At 62.8% G+C, this 17,553-nt stretch carries 12 protein-coding genes and 1 pseudogene; 1 reads left to right on the plus strand and 12 read right to left on the minus strand.

The window, feature by feature from the left end:
- Positions 1-306: pseudogene (locus H531_RS15145) on the plus strand (transposase); the annotation flags it as partial.
- An 83-nt stretch (positions 307-389) separates the two neighbouring features.
- Here H531_RS15145 and H531_RS13095 read toward each other — a convergent pair.
- The 12 genes from H531_RS13095 to H531_RS15315 form a co-directional block, all read right to left on the minus strand.
- Positions 390-3,797: a helicase-related protein gene (locus H531_RS13095; protein WP_022799370.1), complete on the minus strand. Its 3,408-nt coding sequence runs from the start codon at positions 3,795-3,797 to the stop codon at positions 390-392.
- Positions 3,794-4,558, minus strand: coding sequence for a hypothetical protein (locus tag H531_RS14305; protein ID WP_156860497.1), 765 nt, complete (start codon positions 4,556-4,558; stop codon positions 3,794-3,796). Before H531_RS14305 ends, H531_RS13095 begins: the two co-directional genes overlap by 4 nt.
- Before the next feature lie 8 nt (positions 4,559-4,566).
- Positions 4,567-5,667, minus strand: coding sequence for a hypothetical protein (locus tag H531_RS13670; protein ID WP_022799372.1), 1,101 nt, complete (start codon positions 5,665-5,667; stop codon positions 4,567-4,569).
- Entirely contained in the window at positions 5,664-8,051 is a 2,388-nt protein-coding gene (locus H531_RS0110920) for an Eco57I restriction-modification methylase domain-containing protein (protein ID WP_022799373.1), read from the minus strand. Before H531_RS0110920 ends, H531_RS13670 begins: the two co-directional genes overlap by 4 nt.
- Before the next feature lie 7 nt (positions 8,052-8,058).
- Positions 8,059-8,622, minus strand: a complete 564-nt coding sequence (locus tag H531_RS0110925) for a hypothetical protein (RefSeq protein WP_022799374.1) — start codon at positions 8,620-8,622, stop codon at positions 8,059-8,061.
- A gap of 3 nt (positions 8,623-8,625) precedes the next feature.
- Positions 8,626-12,381, minus strand: coding sequence for a RecQ family ATP-dependent DNA helicase (locus H531_RS14605; protein ID WP_022799375.1), 3,756 nt, complete (start codon positions 12,379-12,381; stop codon positions 8,626-8,628).
- Positions 12,382-12,398: 17 nt separating this feature from the next.
- Positions 12,399-13,274, minus strand: coding sequence for a ParB/RepB/Spo0J family partition protein (locus tag H531_RS0110935; protein ID WP_022799376.1), 876 nt, complete (start codon positions 13,272-13,274; stop codon positions 12,399-12,401).
- 18 nt (positions 13,275-13,292) lie between these two features.
- Positions 13,293-14,276 (minus strand): AAA family ATPase, encoded by a 984-nt coding sequence (locus H531_RS0110940; protein ID WP_022799377.1) that lies wholly within the window; start codon positions 14,274-14,276, stop codon positions 13,293-13,295.
- A gap of 64 nt (positions 14,277-14,340) precedes the next feature.
- Positions 14,341-14,922 (minus strand): hypothetical protein, encoded by a 582-nt coding sequence (locus tag H531_RS0110945; RefSeq protein WP_022799378.1) that lies wholly within the window; start codon positions 14,920-14,922, stop codon positions 14,341-14,343.
- A gap of 50 nt (positions 14,923-14,972) precedes the next feature.
- The gene (locus tag H531_RS0110950) at positions 14,973-16,031 is read right to left on the minus strand and encodes a hypothetical protein (RefSeq protein ID WP_022799379.1); all 1,059 of its coding nucleotides are present in this window, start codon (positions 16,029-16,031) and stop codon (positions 14,973-14,975) included.
- A 278-nt stretch (positions 16,032-16,309) separates the two neighbouring features.
- A complete protein-coding gene (locus H531_RS0110955) occupies positions 16,310-16,960 on the minus strand; it encodes a helix-turn-helix domain-containing protein (protein WP_022799380.1) in 651 nt (216 codons plus the stop codon).
- A 59-nt stretch (positions 16,961-17,019) separates the two neighbouring features.
- Positions 17,020-17,553 (minus strand): transposase (locus tag H531_RS15315; protein ID WP_022799381.1); only part of this gene is annotated, 534 nt, incomplete at its 5' end.

Raw genomic sequence — 17,553 nt, forward strand, 5'->3', positions numbered from 1 at the left:
GGGATGCTTCTGGTGACGGGGCATAACCGGAGACGGGGAAGGCCAAAGGGGAGGGGGCGGCTTTTGAACCTGCGGCGGCGGGGGAGAGGTGCGTACCGGAGGCTTTTGGGGCGGCGGTGGGAGCTGGAGACGGTTTTTGGTCTGCTGAAGGGGCCGATGGGGCTGGTGGGGGCGGTGGGGAGGGTACGGGGGCTGAAGGCGGTGGCCCTGCAAGTGGAAGCTTGGGTGATGGCCTGGAGCGTGGTGGCCCAGCTTCTTGGGCAGGCGGGTCTGCCCATCACCCGGGTGTTGCGGGCGGTGGCGTGAGGTGAGTACGCAGGTGAATATCCGAAAAGGGGGAATAAAAAACTTCCACAGGGCTTCCGGGAGCAAGCCCTAGCCCCGGAAGCTCACCCCGCATCCGGGCCCTCCTCTTCACGAGGATGGCGACCGACATCGCCCCGCCACTCCAGGGCCACCACCATCTCGGGCGCATGCCCCCCTTGAGGATCCCGACCGACGATGTGCCCAAAGCGGGCGCCGACCTCTTCCAGCACCGCGTCAAATCGCCGGTAAGCTTCCTCTTCGCCGTCCAGGTCGACCTGGGCGAGGCGGCGGAGGACGTACCGGGGAAGGCGCTTGTACCGGCGGATGTCCTTGATCAAAGCCTCGAGGAGAGCCACCTTCGCCTCGTCTCCATACCGCTTGTAGCGCACCTTGGCCGCGTTCAGGTTGCGGAGGGCCTTCTGCTCGAGGGAGTTGGAAGGAAAGGGCGCGGGCTCGGTACGGGAGAGCTCCTTCTCCAGCTCACGATAAATTTCCCAAAAGCGCGGGCTGGGCTCCAGCCGCGGCGTATCGGGCTCCGCCCTCGCCTCTCCCAGGGCTTCGGGAAAGGGCACGGGCCGGGGCCGCCCATCCCCTTCCTTCGTATAGGCGTAGAAGCCGAGGCCTTTCCGGGCCACGAGGAGCACCCGCTCCTCTCCGGGCCGCGCCGCCTTCACCCGGTTGGGCAAGCGGGCGATCCTCTCCTCTATTCCAGGCTCGAGCGCCCTCACCCGCTCCCACTCCAGGCGCACCCAGGTGTCGAAGCTCTCCTCTTCCTCGGGAAGGTGGGTGAGCTTGTGGTAGACCATAGCGGGGTTAGGCTCTTCTTCGGGGGAAAGCACCTTGGCGTCCTCCCCCAGGGCCTTGTGGATCAGGAAGAGCTTGTGAGCGGCCACCTGGCTCGGGTCCACCACGCCCTTCCCCCTCTCCGTGGGGAAGAAGTGATAGATGTAGAGATTGTCGAAAACCTTCTGCCCGATGCGGTTGATCCGCCCCACGCGCTGGATCAAGCGGGTGGGGTTCCAAGGGATGTCGTAGTTGACCACGGTCCCCGCCCGGTGGAGGTTGACGCCTTCGGAGAGCTTATCGCTGGTGACCAGCACGTCGTAGTCGTCGCGGCGGCGTTCCTCAGGGAGGGAGGCGTCGAAGTTGAGGACCACCTCCCGGATCAGGTTCGCGCTCACCTGCCTCCCCACGGCGAGGACCCTGATCCCCGAACTCCTCAAGCGTTCGGCGACGTACTCCACGGTGTCGGTGAACTCGGAGAAGACCACGACCTTGCGCTGGGGCTCCTTCCGCAGGCTCTCCCGGAGGAACCGTACGAGGGCCTCGGCCTTGGGATCCTGCTCAGGATCGGCGAGCCTAAGCTTGGCGGCTTGGGCGTAGACGCGAGTGAGCAGGACGAGGTCGTCCTCGATGTGGCGGAGGAAGAGGTCCTTTTGGGCGAACTCCTCCAGGCGGTACACCCGCTCCCGGCTCCGCTCCCCCCTGGCGATGGCCTCGGTGTCCTCCTGGAGGAGGAGCTCCAGGAACTCTTCCACCTCGATGGGCTCCTCCCCGGCCTCAAAGCGGGAGAGGAGCTTCTCCAGGCCGTCGCGCCCAAGGATGAAGTAGCCCGTTTCTTTGGCGAAACTGAGCGCCCTCTCGTGGGCCTTTACGAGCCGCTCCACCGTGCGGACGAAGGCCCCGAAGGAGCTCTCGAAGCGCCGGACCAGAAGGCGACGCATGAAGTCGGCGAGGTTCCGCTGGGACTCCACGGCGAAGATCTTCTCGGGGGACTCCTCTATCTCCTCCTCTTCCCCGAAGAACCCTTCCCGGTAGAGGGCGGGCTGGTAGATCGCCCCCTTAAAAGCCCCATCGGGACCGAACCACTCGTCCACCACCTGGTTGTAGAACTCCGACTGCTCGGGGGAAAGCTCGTAGAAGAGAGGCTTGGGGTCCTCCAGGCGGGAGAACTCCGGGAGGTGCTCCCGGTAGCGGGGATCCTTCACCAGGTCCAGCCGGTTGCGCCGCACCGTGACGGGGGCGAGGACCGAGCGGACCTCCCGGGCGACCTCCTCCAGGGCCTTTTCCACGAGCCTTGTGTCCACGGGAGGATCCCGGTCGAAGTGCGCCCGGTAGAGCCTTTTGGCCTTCTCCTGCTTCTTTCTGTCAAGAGAAGCGTGGTAGCGAAGGACGTAGCTGTAGGCCCTGAACCTTTCGGTGAGCTCGCGAAAGTACCCCTCGAGGTCAGAGGTGGGCCCCACCTTGGCGTTCCCGGGGACGGTGAAGAGCCGGAGGAGGGCGAAGACGTCCAAGGGGTAGTTGTTGTAGGGCGTGGCCGTGAGGAGGAGGACCTTTCTGCCCGCGGTGATGGCCTGGAGCAGGGCGTAGCTCTCGGTGTCGGGGTTGCGGAAGCGGTGGGCCTCGTCCACGATGACGAGCTCCACGTCCTTGCCGGGACCCTGGACGAAGGCGAGGGCCTCGTCCAGCTTGCCCGTGGAGAAGGCCCTCCAATCGTAGAGGCCGAAGTCCTCCAGGTACTTCAGCCAGCCGTACTGGCCGCTCTCCCCGATGAGGCCGGGCGGGGCGATGACGATCCCCCGCCCCCCATGCTCCCGCGCCACGAGGGCCGCCACCACGGTCTTGCCAAGCCCCACCACGTCCGCGAGGATGGCCCCGCCGTATTCCTCGAGGATCCGGAGGAGGAGCTCCACGGCGTCCAACTGGTAGCGCAAGGGGCGGTACCCGATCCTCTCCAGGTAGAGCGCGGGGGCCTGCCTTTCCGGGAGGGCCTCCACCACGTCCAGGTAGCGCCTGAGGAGAAGGGCGTAGATCTCGAAGGGAGTGGGGAGGGCGGCGAGGGAGCCACGCTCCACGACCTCCTCGAGGCGGAGGACGTCCTCGGGGCGGAGGGGAACCGCGTTTTTCCAGAGCTCGTCGAAGTAAGCCTCGGCCTCCTCGAAGCCGTAGTCCCCGATCTCCACGTTGAACTCGTGCTGGCCCCTGAGCCCCGCATGGGTGAGGTTGGAGGAGCCCGTGATGAACTTCCCTGGGCTCCCCAGGAGCCTCTGTTGCGGGGCGTCCACCTTGAAGAGGTAGAGCTTGGCGTGGTTGGGCTCGCGGGTCTTGCGGATCTCCAGTCTCTTCTCCTTGAGGAGGCCGAGGAAGAAGCGGGCCTGCTCGGGGAAGTCGGGCAGGTCCAGGCTGGGGTCGGAAAGGGCCTGGGCGAGCCCCTCCACCAGGGCCTGCGCCACCTCGCGCCCCGTCCCCTGGAACCCCTTGGCCACCTCGATAAGCTCCCCCGCGCGGCGGTCCACCCCCATGCCCACCAGGACCTTAAGCCGGAGGTCCGGGTTGTCCTGGGCCACCTTGCGGAGGGGTTCGTAGAGCTCCTGCCAGCCCGAGAAGTAGAAGAAGCCCACGAGGAACTTGAGCTCTTTGGAGAAGCTGATGAGCTCGGCGAGGCGGGCGGCGAGGTCTTTGGTGGGGTGGTTGGTGATGAAGCGGCTCATTGTTCAAGGAGGGACTTCAGTTCAACGACCAACTCATCCAGGGTAGTCACTCGACGGTTGTTTTCACAAGCAAAGGAGGCAAAATCGAAGGGAGACCTAGGATCATAAGCAAAAACGTCAACTAAGATGTTTTCGGGAGAAGGTTTCTCAGCATGGCCTCCACCAATGATTTCGTGGTGAACGGTGACGAGCTTCGCCCCCCAAGTCCGTGCGAAGTAGGCTAAGCCATCATAGGGGTCAATCGGGTAGGGAATCCACTCCCCGACTTTCTTTTTCGCTGAGCGCTTTACTTCGACTAACACGCGCGCATCGTTCTTGTCGCTTAACAAAACCAGGTCAACGTCGGTTTTCTTTATTCCGGCGAAAGCTTTCCGACTCCAAACATGAAAAAGATCCCTTACCTGTTGGAGGTCATTTGGAGGCTTCCCAGTCCCGCCAGGATGGTAGGGTATTCCCAATTCCGCCGCAACCTCCTTTTCAAGAAAAGGATCATCCCATCTTCCCTCAAGCATTTTTCCTTCTATATCAAAGCGTAACAGATCTTTCTCGCTGTCGTAGCTGTAGAGCACCAGAGAAGCGCGCAAAGTTTCGCGGAGGCAATCTTCAAGTGGGTGGGGTGGGGCATCCATCTTTCGGGAGATGAAGGTTCCTTGCTGGTCTAAAGAGCTTGTTGGCCACCACAGGATCAAAGCTGACGACGGGGGATGACTGTAAAAAGTGTTCTTCAACTTTTGCGTAAGGTAAGCAATAATCGCGTCCATACTCCCTCCTACAGGCTTGCAGCTCGAGCCAAACGCTTGAGGTGGATTTCCTTAGCCGCGCGCTGAAGTTCTTCCCCGCACTTGACACCCAGCACCAATTCGGCCACCCGATCTCTTCCGCCTTTTTCTTTCACCCGGAATGCGGACAGCCCGGCAAATTCCTTCTCGATCCCCTCAATCTCAAGCGGATTTAGAATCAACAGCTGCTCAGCTTCGTAGACCTTGAAGTCCAGGGCCCCTTGCCCAAGATTGCTTCTTCCCAATAGGCCCTGTTGCAGGAAAACAAAGCTCCAGTTCAGGGCCGCCGCCAGCGCCTCAAGCTTTACCCCCGGTTTTGGCTGGATGGTGTAGAGACGGGCATCGACTAGAGCTTCCCAGTTCACCCAGAAGCCGAACCGGTCGTTGTAGCTCATCATGCACACCAGGTTGGGAGGGAACGCCGGGCTGGAAAGTCGCCACCAAGGCTGATTGGCGCTAACCGAGGGAAGGTTGTGGTAGCCTTTGACGCTCTCACCTCGCTTGTGGCCTTGGGAAAGCTTTACTTCCACTTCTTCCCCCCAGGAGACGTAATGTTGAGCATGAACATCGAGGGCCCTAGGGAAAAAAACCCGCGTACTCAAGTCGCGAGCACGCACTTCAAGAGGAGCATCAGGAAGGTCACGGGGCGAACGTATCACCGGCACAAGAGTTCCGGCCTCCAGGAAGCCTTCCCACCCCGCCCCGTTTTTTACCGCTACCAGCGCGTTCTCAGGAGGACGTTCTCCCCTTCCCCAGTAAGCCGACTCTTCCTCCTTGGTGAGGGCTTCCCCGTGCACCTCCCCGCATAGAGGGCAGACCGGACGGTAGGGAAGCACCTCGAGGTAAAAGAAGTCGTTCGCCCCGGTCTTGATCCCAAAGCGCACCTCGGCCACGTCCCCGAGCCGCACTAACTTGTCCCCCGCCTTTTCCAGGACGCGGAAAAAGATGTCGGGAGCCCGGAGGTAGAGCCCGCCCCACTTCCCGCCCGCATACTTGCCGTCTTCGTCAAGCCCCTCCCGCAAGAGCTCATCGGCGCTCCGCGCCGCCACCCTGACGCTCTCGTTCTGACGGACTACTTCGGGAGCCTTCACCTCAGCACCTCCTTAGCGAGCCCCACCTGTAGGGAGGCCTCCAGCGCCTCCTGCAGGAGGTCCACTTCCTCGAAGGGCTTCTGCACCGCCACGAAGAGGACAGGCCAGTCGGGGGGCACTTTTCTTTCGGGGTCCGGAGCGTGGGCCACGGTGATCGCCGTGTTCACGTCCGCCCGGAAGGAGCGCTTGACCCGGTTCTCGATCACGTAGCGGAGGGGAGCGGCCTCCAGGAAGACCCGTTGCAGCCAGGCCCCGTACTGCACGTCCAGCCAGGAGTTGGACACCACGAAGACGTGGACCCCTTTGGGGTGGAGCAAGGCCAGCGAGCGCACATAGAAGTAGGTGTACAGGTCGGAGCGCCCCGAGGGGGTGGGTACCTTTTCCTCCGTGTAGAAGGTGGCGAGGAGGAGGTCCTCCTTCGCCGACCTCTGCAGGAGCTTCTTGTAAGTGCCAGGGTCGAAGCGACCGAAGAGGTCCCGGATCTCCTCCTGGCGCACATAGGGGGGGTTGCCGATTACGATGTCGAACCCCCCCTTGGGCCCGAGGAGGACCTCGGCGAAGTCCAGGAGGTAGAAGAAGGGGCGTTCCCTCTGCCTGAGGAGCTCCTCGATTTGGCGGTACCGTTCCTCGGTCTGCTCCGCTTCCCCCTTCACCAGAAGCCCCGGTTGCTGGCCCTTTCCCAAAAGGGCCCGCCAAGCGTAGGCCTTTAGGAAGGCCCGCTCCTTCTCCTCCACCTCCTCCCGGCTCACCCCCCGGTTGTGGAAGTAGTCCTCTTTGGCGGCCACCAGGGCCTCGTAAGCCTTGCGCACTTTCTCGTCCTTCAGCACCTCAGCCTCGGCGGGGAGCTTCACGGGGACGATCGTTTCTCCCAGGGTCTGGACCAGGGAGTCCCCGTGGGCCACCTTGAGGCCGAGGGAGGGGAGGAGGGGCTCCTTAAAGGCCTTGGCGCTGTCGGGGAGCTCCACGAAGTAGGCGAGCCAGAGCCTGAGCTCCGTCATCCACACCGCCCAGCCCAGGGCATCCACCCCGTAGAGGTTCTGAAGGAGGCGCTTGCGGAGGTCCAGGGTGCGGGGCTTCCCTAGGTTCTCAAGAGCCTCCTCCAGGACCTGGAGCATTCCCACGAGGAAGGCCCCGCTCCCCACGGCCGGGTCCAGGACCTTGGCCTCGAGGAGGCTCTGTTTGGCGAAACGCCTCTCCTCCTCTGTCAGAGCTTCCGCCTCTCCCTTCATGAGCCCGTAGGCCTTCTCCAGGGGAAGGCCCTGGCGGTGGAGGTACTCGGCGAGGGCGAGGCGGCACATGAGGTCCACCTCCACCCTGGGGGTGTAGTGGGCCCCCACCTCCCTCTCCTTCCCCTCTACTCCGAGGCCGTTGATCAGGCGCTCCAGGATGAGGCCTAAAAACTCGGGGTTGAGCTCCAGCTCCTCCTCGTAGCGGTCGTTTTCCTCCACCGTGAAGTTGTGGGCGAAGAGGAAGCCGAAGAAGTCCTGGACGGCCTCGTCCTTCAGGTAGAGGCCCCGGTCGTCCACGCCGGGCTTCGGGGAGAAGAGCTCGCCGTTCAAGTAGGGGGCTTCCTTCAGGGCCTTCTCCACCTCGGGAGGAAGGCCGAGGCCTGAAAGCTCCTTCTCACCGGGAGGGGCCTTGAGGGCGCGGAAGAAGAGGGGGGTGAGCCACTCGCGGTAGAAGCGGTCCTTTCCAAGGCCCACCGCCTTCTCGTAGCGCTTCAGGAGGTCCTGGAGGAAGTCCTCCCTTCCCCCGAGCCACCCTCGCTTCTGCACGAAGCCGAGGAAGATCACCCGGGCCACGAAGGCGAGGGCGAAGTCGCGCTTCTCTCCGGAAGAAGCCTCCCCCACCACCCCCCTGGCGAGCCTCTCTTCGAAGACCTCGATGAACTCCCGGTAGAACTCCTCGGTGACGGCCTCCACGCTGAAGATCTCGAGGAGTTCAGCGAGGGTCCCGGGCGGGTTTTCCGCCATGCGCCGGAGGCGCTGGAAGAAGGTCTTGTTGGGCTCCCCGGGGCGGGCGATGAGGCTGTGGCGCTTGTAGTGGGAGAGCTCGGGCTTCCTCGTTCCACGGTAGCGGGCGTGGACGAGGCTCAGACGGTAGGCGCCTTCCCCGTCGTAGAAGACGAAGAGCCCGGCGGAAAGCCCTCGCTCCACGAGGTAGCGGGCGGCGGGCTCCCAGTCCTTGCGGCGCTTTCTGGCGGCCTCCTCTACCCTCAGGGCCACCACGGGCACCTCGTCCTCGAGGTAGAGGTAGCCGAGGAGCTCGCCCGTGACCCCCCCGGGGAGGGAAACCGCCTCTTCCCGGGGGGCAAAGCTCCCTAAGGCGTCCAGGAAGCTGACGAGCCCTTCACGGCTGTAGGGAACGAGGTCATCACTCAGCAAGGCAAATCTACCTCCCTAAAAAATAGGCTCCCAAGGCCAAAAACCCCAGGATCCCTCCCAGGATAAAGATTTGCCTTTGTAGCCCCGTTATCTTCCGCATCATCTCCAGATGCCGCGCCAAGAGCTTCTGCTCCATGTGATTAACCTGCTGGCCCACCTCGTCCATCCGATCCTCAAGGCCCTTCATCCTCCCTTCCAGCTCCGCTTTCTGCTGACCTAACTGATCCTCAACACGGTCCAATCGCTTGAAGGTGAGGTGTTGGATTTCGCTAAGGCGATTCTGGGATTCCTTAAGGTGCTCGAGCACCTGCTCCTCCAGCTTCCGACGCCACTCCTCAATCCCACGACGGGATTCCTCCCATTCTTGCCGAAACCTGTCTAGGTCCTCGCCTCCTCGGGCAACGAGTTCTTGAAGGCCCTGGAGTCGTTCTTCTAAGCTTTGGTACGTCTTTTTGGCCGCCTCCAGTATCCCGGCAAGCTCTTCCGACACCTTCAGGGCTTGCCTAAGGCTCTTCCTATAGGCATCGACCTCTTGCTCCAAGAGCTCCAGAAAGTTTCTTTCCTCTTTCATTCCCTACCCCTGTAAGCTGGCTTCAAACCTTTCCTTGATCGATCTCAGCTGGGAAGAAGCCCCTTCCCGTTCCACCCACTCCGTCAGCTCGGAAAGAAGCTCTAGAGAAGCTAGACTCGCCGTAAGCCGAGCAGCCGGATCGTCATATCCCAGGCGCTTCCCTACCTCCTCATAAACCTGCTTTCGCTCCCGGTAGCCCCCAAGAGGGGAGTGGGCGAGAAGCACGCTTCCCAGGTGCTCCGGTCCCAACCTTCCAAGTTCGGCGAGAAAAGGACCGATCTCGTCGACAGAAAGGCCCTGCTTCAAGGCCTCAGAAGTCCCCCGCTTCAGGTAGAGAGCTCCTTGAGCGGGATCTTCGCGCCCCTTGAGGGCACCCGCCAGGAAGAAGGCTCCTAAACTCGTTCCTTCGCGCTCCAGGTAGTACTCGGAGCGGAGCATGACCGCTTGACTCAAGCCTCTCTCGCCCGCGGCGGAAAGAAGCAGATCGGCTTCCTCCTCCGACCAGCTCTGGAAAAAAGAGGAGAGCCGCCGAACGATCTCCTCGGGTTCAGCTTCCCTTGGGGGAACCAGCGCTCCAGGGACCGGGAAAGCCAAAGAGGGCTCACAGACATCGCAGAAGCCACAACGGTAATCGTCTGGTGGAAGCTGGTCGTCAAAGATGCTCCGAAGCACCAAGCGGCGACACCGGTTTCTCTCCGTGCTCAGGGCGTACTCGATGAGGTTCCGAAGCATCTGGATGCGCATGGGATAGACCGTCTCGTACACCCTCTCCAAAAGGATGCGGAGGGCTTTCTCTACAGGATCTAGTGGATTGCCAGCAGAAGCGCGGCGAAGAGGTTCCAACCTTTTCTCCATCACCTCTACCCCCAGCCGCGTTTCTGCCAGGAAAGCCCTAAGCCGTTCCTCAAAAGTCCGACGGCTTATCTTAGGCGGGGGGAACCAAAAACGGAGGCGCCGCTGTGAGAGGTACTCTACGGTGTAAGCTTCTAAAAAGCCAATTTGCATGAGGCGCACGAGGGCATATTCAAAGCTGGTCAGTTCTTCCTCATGACCCTCCACCTCCACAAAGCGCTGCCCATCTGGTCCACCCTGCGAAGCGTGGTAAATCCTCTCGGCCACATTCATGGCCCTTTGCAAGGACTCCTCTACCCCGGGATAGCTCCCCTGAAGGAACTCAACCTGACGAGCATAGTCACAAGGAAGCGTCAGGCCGTAGGAGCAGGACCGGAAACGCCCGTTCGGAAGGCAAGGGGGTATCCCGTCTCCGCCTAGAACATGTTGTTCCAAGCACGACCGCGTGGGCGGTGTCAGGATCAAAGCGACATGCGCGTGCCTTCCATCGCGCCCCGCGCGCCCTGCCTCTTGGTAGTAGCCCTCGAGACCGCTGGACATGGCGTGGTGGATGATATAGCGAATATTCCGCTTGTCCACCCCCATGCCATAGCCCTTTGTCGCCACCAGAAGCGGAAAGCGGTTCTCCTGGAAGCGGTCCTGGACTTCTCGTACCCTATCTTCCCAGTCAAAGATGATCTTTGGTTTGACAAAGGAAGAACCGCAACTACGGCAAGTGTTTTTTCCCCGATCTGCAAACCACTCGCTAGAACCGCATGAAGGACATACAGCCGGCTTTTTACTTGCGTAAACGTGCACCTGATCGCCAGAAGCCAAGCCCTCTTTGAGGAGGAAGCTTCTTATCGCGTGGACACCCTCCTCGAAAGTCTTCTGCCCGCGAGGGTCGGCATAAATGGCAAAAATGACGCCGGCATGCGGGTACGAGGACTGCTTTGGCCTTCCTATAAGCTCCTTCCGTGGCACGCCCAGCGTCCGTGGAAGGATCTCGGTCAAGAGGTTTCTAAGAAGGTTCCTCTTTTGGTTCAGTCCGAGAGGAGCGGGATGGACAGAGAAACTCAGGTTGGGACGATCGCTACTGGCGAGTTGCTCCACAGCCCCCTCGGGGAGCCCCAGAACCCTCAGGATGTCCCTTCGAACGGGAGGAGAGGCCGTAGCCGTAAGCGCGATCAGGGGTAGCTTCCTCGGCGAAACCGCCTGGATCTCCTCGTAAAAGCCACGGATATGGAGATAGGCGGGCCGGAAGTCATGCCCCCACTCGGAGACGCAGTGCGCCTCGTCTACAGTTACCGCCGAGACAGGAAGGTTTCCCAGTTCCCTTCGGAATTCCTCAACGAACCCCTTGATGCGGATCCGCTCCGGGGAAAGGTACACAAGGCGGTAGCGCCCTTCCAACAAAGTCTTGGTCTTGCTCTCTTTGGCCGCGGCCTCGTCGTCGCTGGAAATCGAGGTGACCGCTGTGACGCCGATCCGCTGAAGGTTGTACACCTGATCCCGCATCAGGGCCCGAAGAGGAGAGATGACGATGTTCACCCCCGGGACGAGGAAGGAGTAAAGCTGGAAAATAAGAGACTTACCATAGCCCGTGGGCAACAGGGCAAGGCCGCTTTCTCCCCGTAGCGCCCGTTGCAAAAGACGAAGTTGGGCTTCCTTGAGCTCTGGCACCGGGAAAAACTTCCGGGCGAAGAAGTCCAGAACGAGGGCAGAAGATGCCGTCCCGACAAAGGGAGGAGTCCAAGATCCTCGTTCCTCTTCGTATTCTGCTTGGAAAGCGTCGGCCTCGCGCGTTAGGGAAGCGATACGGTCCCAAGAGAAAACGTCAAGAGCCCCTTCTTCAGGAACTCCGTCGACAACTGAAAAGCCCTCAATCCGCCCAACCCAAAGCGGCAGGAGATCCCGGAAGGCCCTTGAAACGCTATCCACGTCTAGCCGATAAACGCGAACTTCCGGTAAGGGGAGGTCAACCCCGGCAAGCCGGCCCACGTTCAAAAGCGTGAAGTAAGCATCGGCGAAGGCCGCCTCCACCAAGGGGGTGGATGACTCTGGGTCCACAATTTGGACGGAACGTTCGCCCTCCCTGACCGCCTTTAAGAGGCGCGCAAAGGCCCCTTTCAGGGCGATGGGGTACCGCACCGGAAAGTCCACAAGCCAGTGGAGGGGCGAATAAGCGGGCCCCCTGGAAAGCCCCACCCCACCTTTCCTCAGGTAGCCCCCCAGGACTGGGTCGCTCTCGGCAAGCCTTATCAGGGCTTCACGGGCCTTTCCCGAGCGGATGTCGTCGTAGGCGATGGGAAAATACGCGACTCCCCGGAGCGTAAGCGACCGCTGACGGCTTTTTTCTCGCGCAAAGCGGTCCGGGCGCTCGTGGTAGCTCTTGCCTTCGATCTCTATGGCGTACGGCCTTTGACCGAAGAGGATGAAGTCAGCCCTGCGCTCTCCCCCCTCCTCGTCCAAGAAGCCCACCTGGGGCAACAAGAGGGCAAGCCCCTCGCTACCAAAGAGGGGAAGGTAAACCTCTTTTAGGAAGAGCACCTCGGCATAGTGCTCCTTCCCTTGAAGACGGTGCTTGCGCACGAAGTCGTCTAACGTTTCGACGGGAACGAACTCCCAGTCGCTCAAAGAAGCCCGAGATATGCGCTCATAAAGGAGCTCTTTGAGTCCTTCCTCTGAGGGCCACCAATGGGTGGCATAAGCGTAAGAGCGCCCCTCGTTTGGGGGCCGAGTAAGGAGAGCTTCTGCAAGATCGAACTCTAACCCAAACCGCTTCCCTACCGCTTGAAGGAGGGCCGTCTTGAGAGGAATGGGAAGAACCCCAAGGGGATCCTCAATCGTGGGGCCTTTAAACTCCGGCCCCAGGATCCGATAAGCCCAGTAGAAAACCCCTTCGTGGATCCTTGGCAAGACCGCCATACTGAACCCAGACGCGTTTAACCAAGCAGTTCCTTGAGCTCCGCTAAGAGCGCTTCTACCCTGGCCCGCTTTTCCGTGGGGAGAGCACTAAAATCCGTCTTCTTCAAGGCGTCGATGACGTCTCCATACCACGCCGCAGGAGCCTTCTCCAAGGCAGGCTTACGCGCGACCAGAACCTCCCGCACCCGGGCCTTCAGTTCCCGCAAGGAGAGGCCCGCCTTCACCTCCTCCAAGAAGGCCTTCCGCAAGGCCTCGTCTTTCACCTTCTTGAGCTCCAGGGCGGCGGTGTAAGGGATCGCCCCCTCCTCCAGAGTTGCCCTCAGGTCCTCGGGGAGGGAGAGGAGGGGGAGGCGGTGGCGGACGAAAGACTCCCAGGACATGCGGCCCAAGGCCTTGAAGAGCTCCTCCACTCTCCGGGCCTCGGGGCTGCCCGCAACGTTGCGGGCTGCCACCCCCCGCTTCTCCTTCCGCATCCGCTCGAGGAGCCCCACCACCTCCTCCACGGACCTCCCCAAGTCTTCCGATAGCAGGGCGAGGACCCCCACGGTCTCCTCGTAGGGGTTCAGGTCCTCCCGCTGGAGGTTCTCCACCAGGGCGAAAAGCCTCGCCTCCTTTTCGGAGAGCTCCACCACCCGCACCGGGACCTCGGAAAGCCCCGCCATCCGGGCGGCCCGGTACCGCCTCTCCCCGGCCACGATGGCGTACCTCCCGTCCCCCAAGGGCCGCACCAGGAGGGGCTGGAGCACGCCCTTTTCCCGGATGGAGTGGGCGAGGGCCTCGAGTCCCTCAAAGCGCTTGCGGGGCTGGGGAGAAGGGACGAGGGCCTCGAGGGGCTTCAACTCCGCCCCAGAAACCTCCTCCTTGGCGGCGAGGCCCATGGCCTCACGGAACATACGCTCCATAACGCCCATCTAAACCACCTCCTCCTGCGCCAAGACGCCTGCCTGAGACAAGAAGGCCTCTGCAAGGGCCTGGACTTCTCCCAAAAGCCGCTCGTCCCCCACCGCATGGATGGGCAGGGCCCGGTCTATGGCCTCCTTGTAAGGACCTGGGCGGTAAGAAAGGGCCGGAGCCAGGGGGGCGATGGCGGCCGCCTCTTCCAAAAGTAGGCGAACCTTTTTGTCCTGAGCCGTCCGGCCGTCGTACTTGGTGGGAATCAAGAGGCGAATAAAGGTAACCACCTCCGGTGAGAGGAAGCGTAGGGCCCGAAGGGTGCGGAGGTAGTCCTTGCTCACCTCCACCACGGCCCGAAGCGCCTGAACCCCCTTAGCGCTGGTCTCCACCGGGACCAAAAGCCCCTCCCCCGCAAGGGCGGCCATCCCCGCAATGGGGCCCAGGGAGGGAGGGGAGTCGACAAGGACAAAGTCGTAGCGCTCCAAGGCCTCGCTTTCTATCAACGCGGTGCGAAGCAGGACCATCCCGAGGCTCTTGGTGGGTATGACCACCTCGGCCATGGCCAGATTCATGTTGGCGGGGACAAGGCCCAGCGTGACGCCTCCCACCTCCAGGCGACGGGGCTCCGGCAGTCCCTTCCCCTCCACCGCAGCGAGGAGGGTCTCCCGATCCTCCACCTCGGACAAGTCCACACCCAGCCAAGCAGAGAGGTTCGCCTGGGGGTCAGCGTCCACCAGGAGAACCCGGTACCCCCTCGAGGCCAGCTCAAACCCTAGATCCCGGGCCAAGGAGGTCTTTCCCGCCCCCCCGGCATGGGTAAAGAGGGTGAAGACCCGGCCCCTACCCTTCCTATCCCCTTCATCCTCCACAGGGATGTACCAGTAACGCCCCAGCCGCACGGCTCGAAGCCGCCCCTCGCGAATGTAAAGGCGCAATGTGCTGAGGGGAACCCCGGTACGCCGGGCGTACTCGGGCAGGGGGATCAGCTTGGTTTGCCCCATAAGGCAAGGGTAATGGCCTAAAAGACATTGCGTCAATACTTGAAGAGTTCGCCGAAGAGGTGTTTCAAGAGAGATCGTCCCACAGGCGAACGGGCTCCACGCGCCGCACCACCAGGCGGCGGGTCGCAAGGCGCACCTCCCCTTCCGCGTAGATCCCGCTCCCCACGCTGAGGCCCTCCAGGAGCACGAGGGGGGCCCAGAGGACGAGGGTAAAGGCCTCCTTGAGGCGCCCCCCAGGGTTGGGCCGCACCAGAAGGCCAAACCTCCCCTCCTCCCGGTCCACGAAGGCCACCCGGCCCTGGGCCCAGAAGAGGGGCCTCTCTAGGGCCTCGTTCCCGGCAGGCCTGAGCCTCCCCAGGAGGGGCTTCTTCACCAGGAGGCCCCGGGTGTCCGTGCGGGGCCAGTACCGGACCAGAAGGCGCTCCCCTATGAGCTCCGAAAGAGGGCGCCCCCGATGAACCCGCGGGAGGGGGAAAGAGGCCCCATCCGGCAGGCGGAGGCGGTGAAAGGCGTAGACCTGGCCGTTCTCCCCCCGCACCTCCCTCACCACCACCTGGCCCAGGGCCAGCACCACGGCGGCGTAGTGGGGTGGGCGCTTACGACCCTCGGCCCTTTGGGTTGGGGACTCCACGGCCTCGGCACGCATCTGCGTCTCCTGGCAAGCGGACGGCTTTAGCCGTCAGCGGCTGCCCCTCTCTACCCTACTACACGGGCCGCGAGGACGAGCTCCCGTTCCACCAGATGGGCCACCCCGTCCACCTCGAAGAAGGCCTTGGCCCCGCCCCCGGTCCACCCGGCGAAGTAGCCCCGCCTACCATCGGGCAGGACGAGGAGGGCGTCCTTGGGCACTTCCACCTCCCCTTCCTCCTGCGGGGGACCCTCCGAAGGAGCAAAGTCCTGGAGCAGGCGGTCCAGGTAGGCCGCCGGGTAGCGCACCACGCCCAAGGCGGCTCCCTTCAGGGTGCGGTCCAGGGCAAGGAGGAACCCCTCCCCCAGGGGCAGGCCCTCCCGCTCCAGGCGGCCCAGATAGGCCCGCCACAGGCCCTGGTGAGCGAAGCCGGGGCGGAAGGTCCGGTAGAACTCCTCCCACAGCCCCGCCCGCTTCAGCGCGGCCTGGAGGGGCCACTTCGTGCCATCCTTCACGAGCGCCGGGGAAACCCCTCGAGGCCCCTTCCGGTCAGTAACTACGAAGGGGGCAGGGGAGGCCCCTTGGCCTGCCTCGGCGCCTGTTGCTGCCTCGGGGGTGTGGGGGTCTGGCTCTGGGGCCATACCTTCCTCCGCTGCTGCCTCCGCGCCTGTGGAGGAAGAAGGTGTTTTTGCTTCATAGGTTTGCTTTTCTTTTTCTTTTGGCTCCGGCCCGGCGCTGTCCAGGACGGTGTTTTCCGCCGCCTCGCCCGGCACGGTTTGCAAGGGGGGCTGCACGGCGTGCAGAGCCTCCGGCATCCCTTGCTGGGCCGCTGGCGAGAGGTCCTCCCCGTCTACCACCCACCACCCCGTGGCGTTCCGCTCCACCAGCCCTTTTTCCCAGAGGGTGAGGAGGGCCTTTTCCACCGTACGGGGGTCCCGCCCCAGGAAGAGGGCGAGGTCCCGCGTAGCGATGGCCTTTTGGTAGCGGAGGTTCCTACGGGTGGCGAGGGCGAGGAAGACCGCAATTTCCCTATCGGAGAGGCCGCTTTTGAAAAGCTTAACGAGGAGAGGGTTCGGGATCAGGGTAAAGCTCCCTGGCGCTTCCAGGTGGTTCCAGCTCGTTCCCACGGTCTAGGTTTGGGCCGCTTGCCCCCGGCCCTGGGGCCCGTGGGGTCCCACCCGGCTTGACACTTCCCCCTTTTTCTGGTACCTTTGGGTTAGCTGAGGTCAAAGGTACCAGATGGGTGGTTGGGTGCCGGGGGAAACCCCGGACTTCCTGTTTTATCGACCTCGAGAAGTCCCTAGCTGACCTCTCACCCCCTTAACCCTGGAGTCTACCACAGGACCCGCAGGGAAGCTAGTGCAATATAATGCTAGCGCATCATGAGCTCGCCGTCAATAGGTTGTTAGATCAGCGCTTTCCAGCCCCGCACCAGGCCCAGGACCTCGGGGCGCTCCTCCTCTAGCCAGAGCACGGGAAGGCCTGGGTCCAGAGGGTAGAGGGCGAGGCGCGGCCTGTGGAGAGAGGCGTCGGTGAAGAAGGCCGTGTGCTGCCCCACGCGTCCCAGGTAGATCGCTCCGGCTTGGAAGAGGGGCCGGAGCTCCGCGAGGACCCAGACCTTGCCCGAAAGGGGGAAGGGAAGGTCCAGGCTCACCAGCCACTTTCCCGGGAGGCTGAGATAGGCTAGGCGCTCCACGTCCGCTCCCCGGGGGAGTTCCTCGGGGGTAAGGTAGGCGCTGGATGCAGGCCTCGAGGCGGCCGCCTCCTCCCAGGAGGCGTAGACCGGGATGCGAAACAGGGCTGGGCCGAGATCGTCTCCGGCTACCTCCTGGCCCAGGACCTCGGAGAGGGGTAGGCCCAAAGCCCGGGCGAGGCCCAGCAGGTACTGCACAGAGAGGGTGCGGGGGTCCACGGCCCCCCGCTCGATCTTGGCCATGAGGCTGGTGGAGAAACCCGCTATGCGGGCTACATCTTCCTGGGTCAGGCCGAGTTCCCGCCGCCTTTCCGAGATCCTGCGGATGTGGGGCGGGAGCGGGCGGGCGGATGTACGGGGCATAGCCATAGCATATTGATTTTCTTGTCGTTGTGCAACCTGTGGAGGTCCCTGAGCTCTAATCACTTTTGCGTCCTCCCCTTGCCTGCGGCCAGCTCTGCCAGCACCCGATAGAAGAGCCTAAGGATGCGTCCCTTCAGCTTAGGCGGGGGCTGGGTCAGAGCCAAACGGCCTAAGGTGAATAGGCTCTGCCGCTTGGGATGGGCGACCAAGCGAAGGAGCCAAGGCCTTCCTTCAAGCCTCGCCCCCAAAAGCACCAGCAGCACCTGGGCCAAGAACAAAAGCGAAAGCCACCCCACCAGGCTCGCCTGGGTCCGCAAAAGGTGCCGGTCCAGCCCTAGCCCTGCCCCCTTCAGGTCGCGAAACCCCTCCTCGATCCACATCCGCAACGCATACCCCAGGGGTTCAAAGAAGGATCCCTGGGGCAGGCTTAAGGCCAGGTACCAGGGCTCCTCCCCCTCCTGGCTTAGGAACAGGTGTACCGGAACCGCACCTTTGAGCTTGGCCCGGAAGGAGAAGGGCGCGGGCACCTGGGGATACCGCGCCTTGAGCACGAAGCGCTCCCCTTCTTCCGAGACCACGCTGACGGTGCCCTG

It is taken from the genome of Thermus islandicus DSM 21543 (genome assembly GCF_000421625.1).
Lineage (GTDB): Bacteria > Deinococcota > Deinococci > Deinococcales > Thermaceae > Thermus > Thermus islandicus.

Bases quoted from the DNA above. Each gene is read 5' to 3' on its own strand.
- H531_RS14605 (WP_022799375.1), bottom strand. From the start codon at position 12,381: ATGGCGGTCTTGCCAAGGATCCACGAAGGGGTTTTCTACTGGGCTTAT.
- H531_RS0110955 (WP_022799380.1), bottom strand. From the start codon at position 16,960: ATGCCCCGTACATCCGCCCGCCCGCTCCCGCCCCACATCCGCAGGATC.
- H531_RS0110945 (WP_022799378.1), bottom strand. From the start codon at position 14,922: ATGCGTGCCGAGGCCGTGGAGTCCCCAACCCAAAGGGCCGAGGGTCGT.
- H531_RS13095 (WP_022799370.1), bottom strand. From the start codon at position 3,797: ATGAGCCGCTTCATCACCAACCACCCCACCAAAGACCTCGCCGCCCGC.
- H531_RS14305 (WP_156860497.1), bottom strand. From the start codon at position 4,558: ATGGACGCGATTATTGCTTACCTTACGCAAAAGTTGAAGAACACTTTT.
- H531_RS0110940 (WP_022799377.1), bottom strand. From the start codon at position 14,276: ATGGGGCAAACCAAGCTGATCCCCCTGCCCGAGTACGCCCGGCGTACC.
- H531_RS0110935 (WP_022799376.1), bottom strand. From the start codon at position 13,274: ATGTTCCGTGAGGCCATGGGCCTCGCCGCCAAGGAGGAGGTTTCTGGG.
- H531_RS0110925 (WP_022799374.1), bottom strand. From the start codon at position 8,622: ATGAAAGAGGAAAGAAACTTTCTGGAGCTCTTGGAGCAAGAGGTCGAT.